Below are 6,139 nucleotides of genomic sequence, written 5' to 3' on the forward strand. Positions count from 1 at the left end.
CGGAGATCGGCAAAGGCTGCATCGGTGACCGTTGTCATCATCGTTAGTACGCCGCTGACCTGCGGCGATGTGGAAAGGGTGGGGGACGGGCGGGTGGCCGGGGTCAGGCGCCGAAGAGCTGTGTCCAGTACGTGCCCGCCGAGCCGCCGCCCGCGAAACCGACGCCCAGATGGGTGAAGGCGGGCTTGAGGATGTTGGCGCGATGGCCGGGGCTGTCCATCCAGCCGCGTACGACCTCGGCGGGGGAACGCTGGCCGCAGGCGATGTTCTCGCCGATGGTCCGGCGGGGGCTGCCCGCGGCGGCGGCCCGGTCCCAGGGCTCGCTGCCGTCGGGGGCCGTGTGGGAGTAGAACGCGCGCGCCACCATGTCCGCGCTGTGCGCCTGCGCCGCCCGGGTGAGCAGCGGGTCCTCGGCCAGCGGGGGCAGACCGGCCGCGGCCCGCTCGGCGTTGGTGAGCGCGAGGACCTCGGCGGCGGTCCGGGCCAGCCCGCCCGGGGTCAGGGGAGCGGCCCACAGCGCCGTCCAGTAGAGCGTCCCGGACCGGTTGTCGGGCACGCAGGCCACACCGGCCTCGGTGAACGCCGGGTCCTGGACCGTCCGCCGGGTCCGCCCGTCCGAGAGGCAGTACTCCACGAACTCCGCCGCGTCCCGCGGCCCGGAGACCAGGTGCTCGCCGACCGTCAGATACGAGTAGCCCGCGGCCGTCACGCGCTGGTGCACGGACAGCCCGTCCTCCCCCTCCGACCCGAGACGCCCGCGCGCCGCCATGTCCGCGGCCTGCGCCCGGGCCGCGGCGGTCAGCCGCCCGTCGAGGACGACGGCCGGGGAGCCGACGGCGGCACGGGCGGAGTTCACGAGCGCGAGGAAGGCTTCGGGGAGGGGTCCGGCGCCGGTGAGCCCGGCCCCGGTGAGCCCGGGACCGGCGGCCGGTCCGCGGCCTGCTTGCGGGCGGTGCGTGGAGCGGGGGCCGTGGCTGCCTCCAAAACCGGCGCCCGCCCCCGCCCCGGGGCCCGGACGCGTGTCGGTGTCCTCGGACACCTCCACACCGAAGTCCCGGGCGATCCCGGCCAGCCCGTCGGCGTACCCCTGGCCCAGGGCGCGCAGCTTCCAGGTGGTTCCGCGGCGGTAGATCTCCGCGAGCAGCAGCACGGTCTCCCGCTGCGGGCGCGACGGCGTGAAACGGGCGAGGACCCGGCCGCCGGAGCCGGTGACCTGCAAGGCCGGGGCGGGCAGTTGCCCCAGCGGGGTCCCGGGTTCGGCGGGAGTGACGACCACGGTGACGCGGCTCGCCCCCGCCCGCAGCGCGGCCGGATCGACCGTGAGGGTCTGCCCGCTCAGCCGCGCGCCGGGCGCGGCCGGCTGGTTGTAGAACACGAAGTCGCCGTCCCCGCGCACCTTGCCGCCGTCGTCGGTGACGAGCGCCGACACGTCGAACGGGCCGGGCACCGTGAGGGTCAGGGCGCCGCCGGGCAGGGGCAGATTGCCGCCGGGTACCAACTCGTCCATCGTGCCGCCCGTCCAGGTGCCGGTTCGCTGTGCGCGCCCCGTGGGGCGTCGATCAGGACAACGCCCCACGGGTGTGCGCGGGTTCCTGGTGCCGGGCGCCCGGCACCAGGAACCTGTCAGATCACCGGTCAGTCGAGGGCGACCCCGGGAGCGATGTCCTCGTGCCGCTCCACGGGCGCCTGGTTGCGGGCCGTCGCGGCCTTGGCAGGCTTGCCGCAGAAGGCCGACTCCAGGGTGCGGGCCATGGTGTTGAGCACGGTCCCGTTGTTGGACGTGTTGGCGAGCGCCGTGACCGTGCGCGCGCCGTCCTTCGACGTGAACGCGTACGTGTAGTAACCCTGCACGGTGCCCGTGTGGCCGTACACCGACACCCCGCACGACAGGTCACGGCGGCGCAGACCGAGACCGTACCCCTGAGTGGCGTTCACGGGCGTCCACTGCTGCATCTGCGCAAGCTGGGCGGCCGAGGTCAGCCGGCCGCGCAGCAGGGCCGAGAAGAAGGTGTCCAGGTCCCGGGTGCTGGAGATGACCGCGCCCGCGCTCTGCGCCCACGACACCGTCTGCTCGGTCGAGTCGACGAGCGTCCCGTCGGCCACGTCGGGCGGCAAGTAGCCCTTGGTGTGCCGGCCCGCGATCGACGTGGACGGGTGCACGTAGGAGGTGTCCTTCAGCCCGAGGGGCTTGATGATGCGGGTCTTGTACGCCGACCGCACGGACTTCCCGGTGAGCTTCTCGATGAGCATGCCGCCCACCACGAAGTTGGTGTTGGAGTACGAGTAGGCCGCGCCCGGCGCGTTGCCGAGGGGCTGCTTCAGGGACAGGTCCACCAGCTCCTGGTAGCTGAAGACCTTGTTGCGTACGGCCTCGAAGCCCGGGACCGTGTCGGCGAACATGTCGTTGGTGTAGTCGTACAGACCGCTGCGGTGGCTCAGCACATGGCGCACCGTGATGCCGTCGTCGGGCAGCAGGCCCGGCAGGTAGGTGTTGACCGAGGTGTCCAGGTCGAGGACGCCCTCGTCGACGAGCTGCAGCAGGACCACGGCCGTGAAGCTCTTGGTGACGCTGCCGACGCGGAAACGGTCGGCGTTGTCGAGGGCCCGTCCGGTGGTCCGGTCCGCGACGCCCTCGGCGACCTTGTGGACCGTGCCGTTGTCGTCGATCCGCGCCATGGCACCGGGCGCCCCCTGCGTCAGCGCCGTCCGCAGCACCTCGCGCAGCCCCGCCACGTCGGGCGCCGCGAGGTTCTCGGCCGTCGCGCCGCTCACGGCACGGTCGCCGGTGCCGGAGGGCGCCGCGGTCGCGTCGGTCGCCGGAACCGCGAGCACGGACAGCAGGACCGCCCCCAGTGCCGCCGTGCTCCTCGCCGTACCCCTGCCCATCATTCTTGAGACCATCTGTGTGGTTCTCCCCGTAGTCGTCCGCAATGCGGTACACGTGCAGGCGGCACCGCGGATCACGGTGCCGTCATCATCTCTACGCGCGGGACCCGCCCGCGGGTTGCATCGGCGGGAGTGAATTTTCGCCGGTCAGTGTGGCGCGCGTGCCAGCAGTCCGGACAGCAGGACTTCGAGCGACTCGCGCAGGGCCGTGGTGAAGTCGATCCGCAGAACGGCCAGTTCGGGTTCCAACTCGTAGACCGCGAGCACGGCGGGCGACGGATGCGCGTGCGGCCAGGCCGCCGTGACCACCATGAGCGCCCCGGCGATGAACCGCACGGCGTCCCGCTCGTCCAGTTCGGGCACGTGCAGACGGATCTGGTGCGCCAGGGCGAACGCGTGGCCGATGGAGGAGCGTTTGTGCGCGGCGGCGACCTGCGTCGACACGTTCCGCTCCAGGACCGCGGCCTGAGCGCTGATCAGATCGCAGAGCACCGGGCGCGCGGCGAGGGCGTCCGCCAGGATCGCGGCGACCCGGTCCGCGCGCCCGACGACGGGGGCGTCCGCCTCGACGGCGTCGGGCAGCGCGGTGGCGAGGTGGTCGAGCAGCCCCTGCGTGGCGGTGGCCAGCAGTTCCAGCAGGACGGCCTCGCGGGACTCGAAGTAGCGCAGCACGTTCGACTTCGCGAGCCCCACCCGGCGGCTCAGTTCGTTCAGGCTCACCTGCGAGACGGGCATCTCGCCGAGCATCGCGGCCGTGGTGTCGAGGATCGCCCTGCGGCGCACGGCGCGCTGCTCCTCGCTGCGGGCGCGCTGGAAGGTGTCTGCCATGGCCGCAGTCTACCGACCGGTGATCGGTTCCCACCGGACAGCAGACCTGCGGTCTGTTGTTATCAGACTGGCGGTCTGCTAACTTGGAAATACAGCAGACCATCGGTCTCCTAATCCTGGGAGAACCGCGCATCCGAAGGAGTCCCCGTGCCCACGTCATACGTCGTCCCTGATCGGACGGGAACGTTCGCCGTCGTCACCGGTGCCAACAGCGGTACGGGCAAGGAGGCCGCACGGCGGCTCGCGGAGGCCGGGGCGCGCGTGGTGCTGGCCGTCCGCACCCTCGCCAAGGGGGAGCAGGCACGCGCCGAGATCCTCGCCCGGCATCCGCAGGCGCAGCTGGAGGTGCGGCGCGTGGACCTCGCGGACCTGGCCTCCGTCGAGGCGTTCGCCGACGGGATCCTCGCCGACGGCATCCCGCTCGACCTGCTGGTGAACAACGCGGGCGTGATGGCCCCGCCCACCCGGCTGACCACCGCCGACGGCTTCGAACTGCAGATGGGCAGCAACTACCTCGGCCCGTTCGCCCTCACCCTGCGCCTGCTGCCGGCCCTGCTCGCCGCACCGGCGCCGCGCGTGACGACCATGAGCAGCGGTATGGCGAACTTCGGCCGCATCGACTTCGACGACCTCCAGTGGGAGCGCCGCCGCTACGACCCCAACCGGTCGTACGCCCAGTCGAAGCTGGCCGACCTGATGATGGCCCGGCACCTGGCCGGCATCGCCGCCGAGCGCGGCTGGAACCTCCTCAGCACGGCCGCCCACCCCGGCTACACCGTGACCAACCTCCAGACGGCGGGTGCCGCGCTCGGCCGCGACAAGCCCGAGCGCACGCTGATGCTCCGCCTCGGCCTCCTCCTGCCCAAGCAGCAGGTCGAGGAGGGCACCGAACCGCTCCTGCACGCGGCCACGAGCCCCGAGGCGACGGCCGGCGGCTACTACGGGCCCGGCCGCAGGTTCGGCCTGGTCGGCCCGACCGCCACCACGCGGGTCACCCGCCGGGCCCTCGACACCGGGACCAACCGCAGGCTGTGGGCCGAGTCCGAACGGCTGACCGGCGTGGCCCTGCCCGCGGCCGTCGCCTGAACGGCCCCGCCGTACGGGGGCGGCGTCCCGCGCGGCCCCGGACGGGTGCCAGACTGACCCCATGGACGAGCGCGAATTCAGCAGGTCAGGACAGCACGCATCGGTCGTCGGACTCGGCACCTGGCAACTCGGTGCCGACTGGGGCGACGTGGACGACAAGGACGCCCTGGCGGTCCTGGAGGCCGCCGCGGAGTCGGGGGTGACGTTCTTCGACACGGCGGACGTGTACGGCGACGGGCGCAGCGAGGAGACCATCGCCGCGTTCCTCAGCGGCCGGCCCGATCTGCATGTGCTGGTCGCGACGAAGATGGGCCGCCGTGTCGACCAGATCCCGGAGAACTACGTCCTCGACAACTTCCGTGAGTGGAACGACCGTTCGCGCCGCAACCTCGGTGTCGACCGGATCGACCTGGTGCAGCTGCACTGCCCGCCGACCCCGGTGTATTCGTCGGACGAGGTGTTCGACGCGCTCGACACGCTGGTCGAGGAGGAGCGCGTCGCGGCGTACGGCGTGAGCGTGGAGACCGTCGACGAGGCGCTGACGGCGATCGCGCGGCCCGGCGTGGCGAGCGTGCAGATCATCCTCAACCCGTTCCGGATGAAGCCGCTGCAGCGGGTGCTGCCGGCGGCGCGAGAGGCCGGGGTCGGCATCATCGCCCGCGTGCCGCTCGCCTCCGGGCTCCTGTCCGGCAAGTACACGAAGGGCACGGTGTTCGCGGCGAACGACCACCGGACGTTCAACCGGCACGGGGAGGCGTTCGACCAGGGGGAGACCTTCTCCGGTGTCGACTACGCGACCGGTGTCGAGGCGGCGGCGGAGTTCTCGGCGCTCGCGCCGGAGGGGGTCACTCCTGCGCAGCTGGCACTGGCGTGGATCGTGCAGCAGCCGGGGGTTACGTCGGTCATTCCTGGCGCGCGTACGCCTGAGCAGGCTCGGGCGAATGCGGCGGCGGGCAAGCTGGGGCCGCTGCCGGCACAGACGCTGTCGGCGATCTCGTCCCTGTACGACCGCCGGATCGCCCCCCAGGTCGAATCCCGCTGGTAGCCCCACCTGACGCGCAGTTCCCCGCGCCCCTTTTTTGGGGGGCGGGGTCCACCGGTCTCGTGTGTGTCTGCGGCCCGGTTGTGGCTGGCCGCGCAGTTCCCCGCGCCCCTTAGGGGGCGGGGTTGATCGGTCTCGTGTGTGTCTGCGGGCACGTCGTGGCCGGCCGCGCAGTTCCCCGCGCCCCTTACGGGGCGGGGGGACTGGTTCGTACCTGGCTGCAGGCGCGTCGTGGCTGAGCGCGCAGTTCCCCGCGCCCCTAAAGGCAGGGGGCGCGCGCAGGCCCGTGCCTTTAGG

The 6,139-nt window shown here is 72.5% G+C and carries 5 protein-coding genes; 2 read left to right on the forward strand and 3 right to left on the reverse strand.

Going from position 1 to position 6,139, the window contains the following annotated elements; all coding sequences use genetic code 11:
* Positions 1-103 precede the first annotated feature (103 nt).
* The 3 genes from ACFWGJ_RS19460 to ACFWGJ_RS19470 form a co-directional block, all read right to left on the reverse strand.
* Positions 104-1,507, reverse strand: coding sequence for a CAP domain-containing protein (locus ACFWGJ_RS19460; RefSeq protein WP_387325908.1), 1,404 nt, complete (start codon positions 1,505-1,507; stop codon positions 104-106).
* A gap of 128 nt (positions 1,508-1,635) precedes the next feature.
* Positions 1,636-2,901 (reverse strand): serine hydrolase domain-containing protein, encoded by a 1,266-nt coding sequence (locus ACFWGJ_RS19465; RefSeq protein ID WP_387325911.1) that lies wholly within the window; start codon positions 2,899-2,901, stop codon positions 1,636-1,638.
* Positions 2,902-3,033: 132 nt separating this feature from the next.
* A complete protein-coding gene (locus ACFWGJ_RS19470; protein ID WP_387325914.1) occupies positions 3,034-3,714 on the reverse strand; it encodes a TetR family transcriptional regulator in 681 nt (226 codons plus the stop codon).
* 147 nt (positions 3,715-3,861) lie between these two features.
* Between ACFWGJ_RS19470 and ACFWGJ_RS19475 the strand changes: the two genes are divergently transcribed.
* Positions 3,862-4,800: an SDR family oxidoreductase gene (locus tag ACFWGJ_RS19475; protein ID WP_387325916.1), complete on the forward strand. Its 939-nt coding sequence runs from the start codon at positions 3,862-3,864 to the stop codon at positions 4,798-4,800.
* Positions 4,801-4,861: 61 nt separating this feature from the next.
* On the forward strand, positions 4,862-5,845 hold the full coding sequence (locus ACFWGJ_RS19480) for an aldo/keto reductase (RefSeq protein WP_387325918.1): 984 nt from the start codon (positions 4,862-4,864) through the stop codon (positions 5,843-5,845).
* Positions 5,846-6,139 lie beyond the last annotated feature (294 nt).

The sequence above is a fragment of the Streptomyces sp. NPDC060205 genome (assembly GCF_042728395.1).
In the GTDB taxonomy this organism is placed as follows: Bacteria; Actinomycetota; Actinomycetes; order Streptomycetales; family Streptomycetaceae; genus Streptomyces.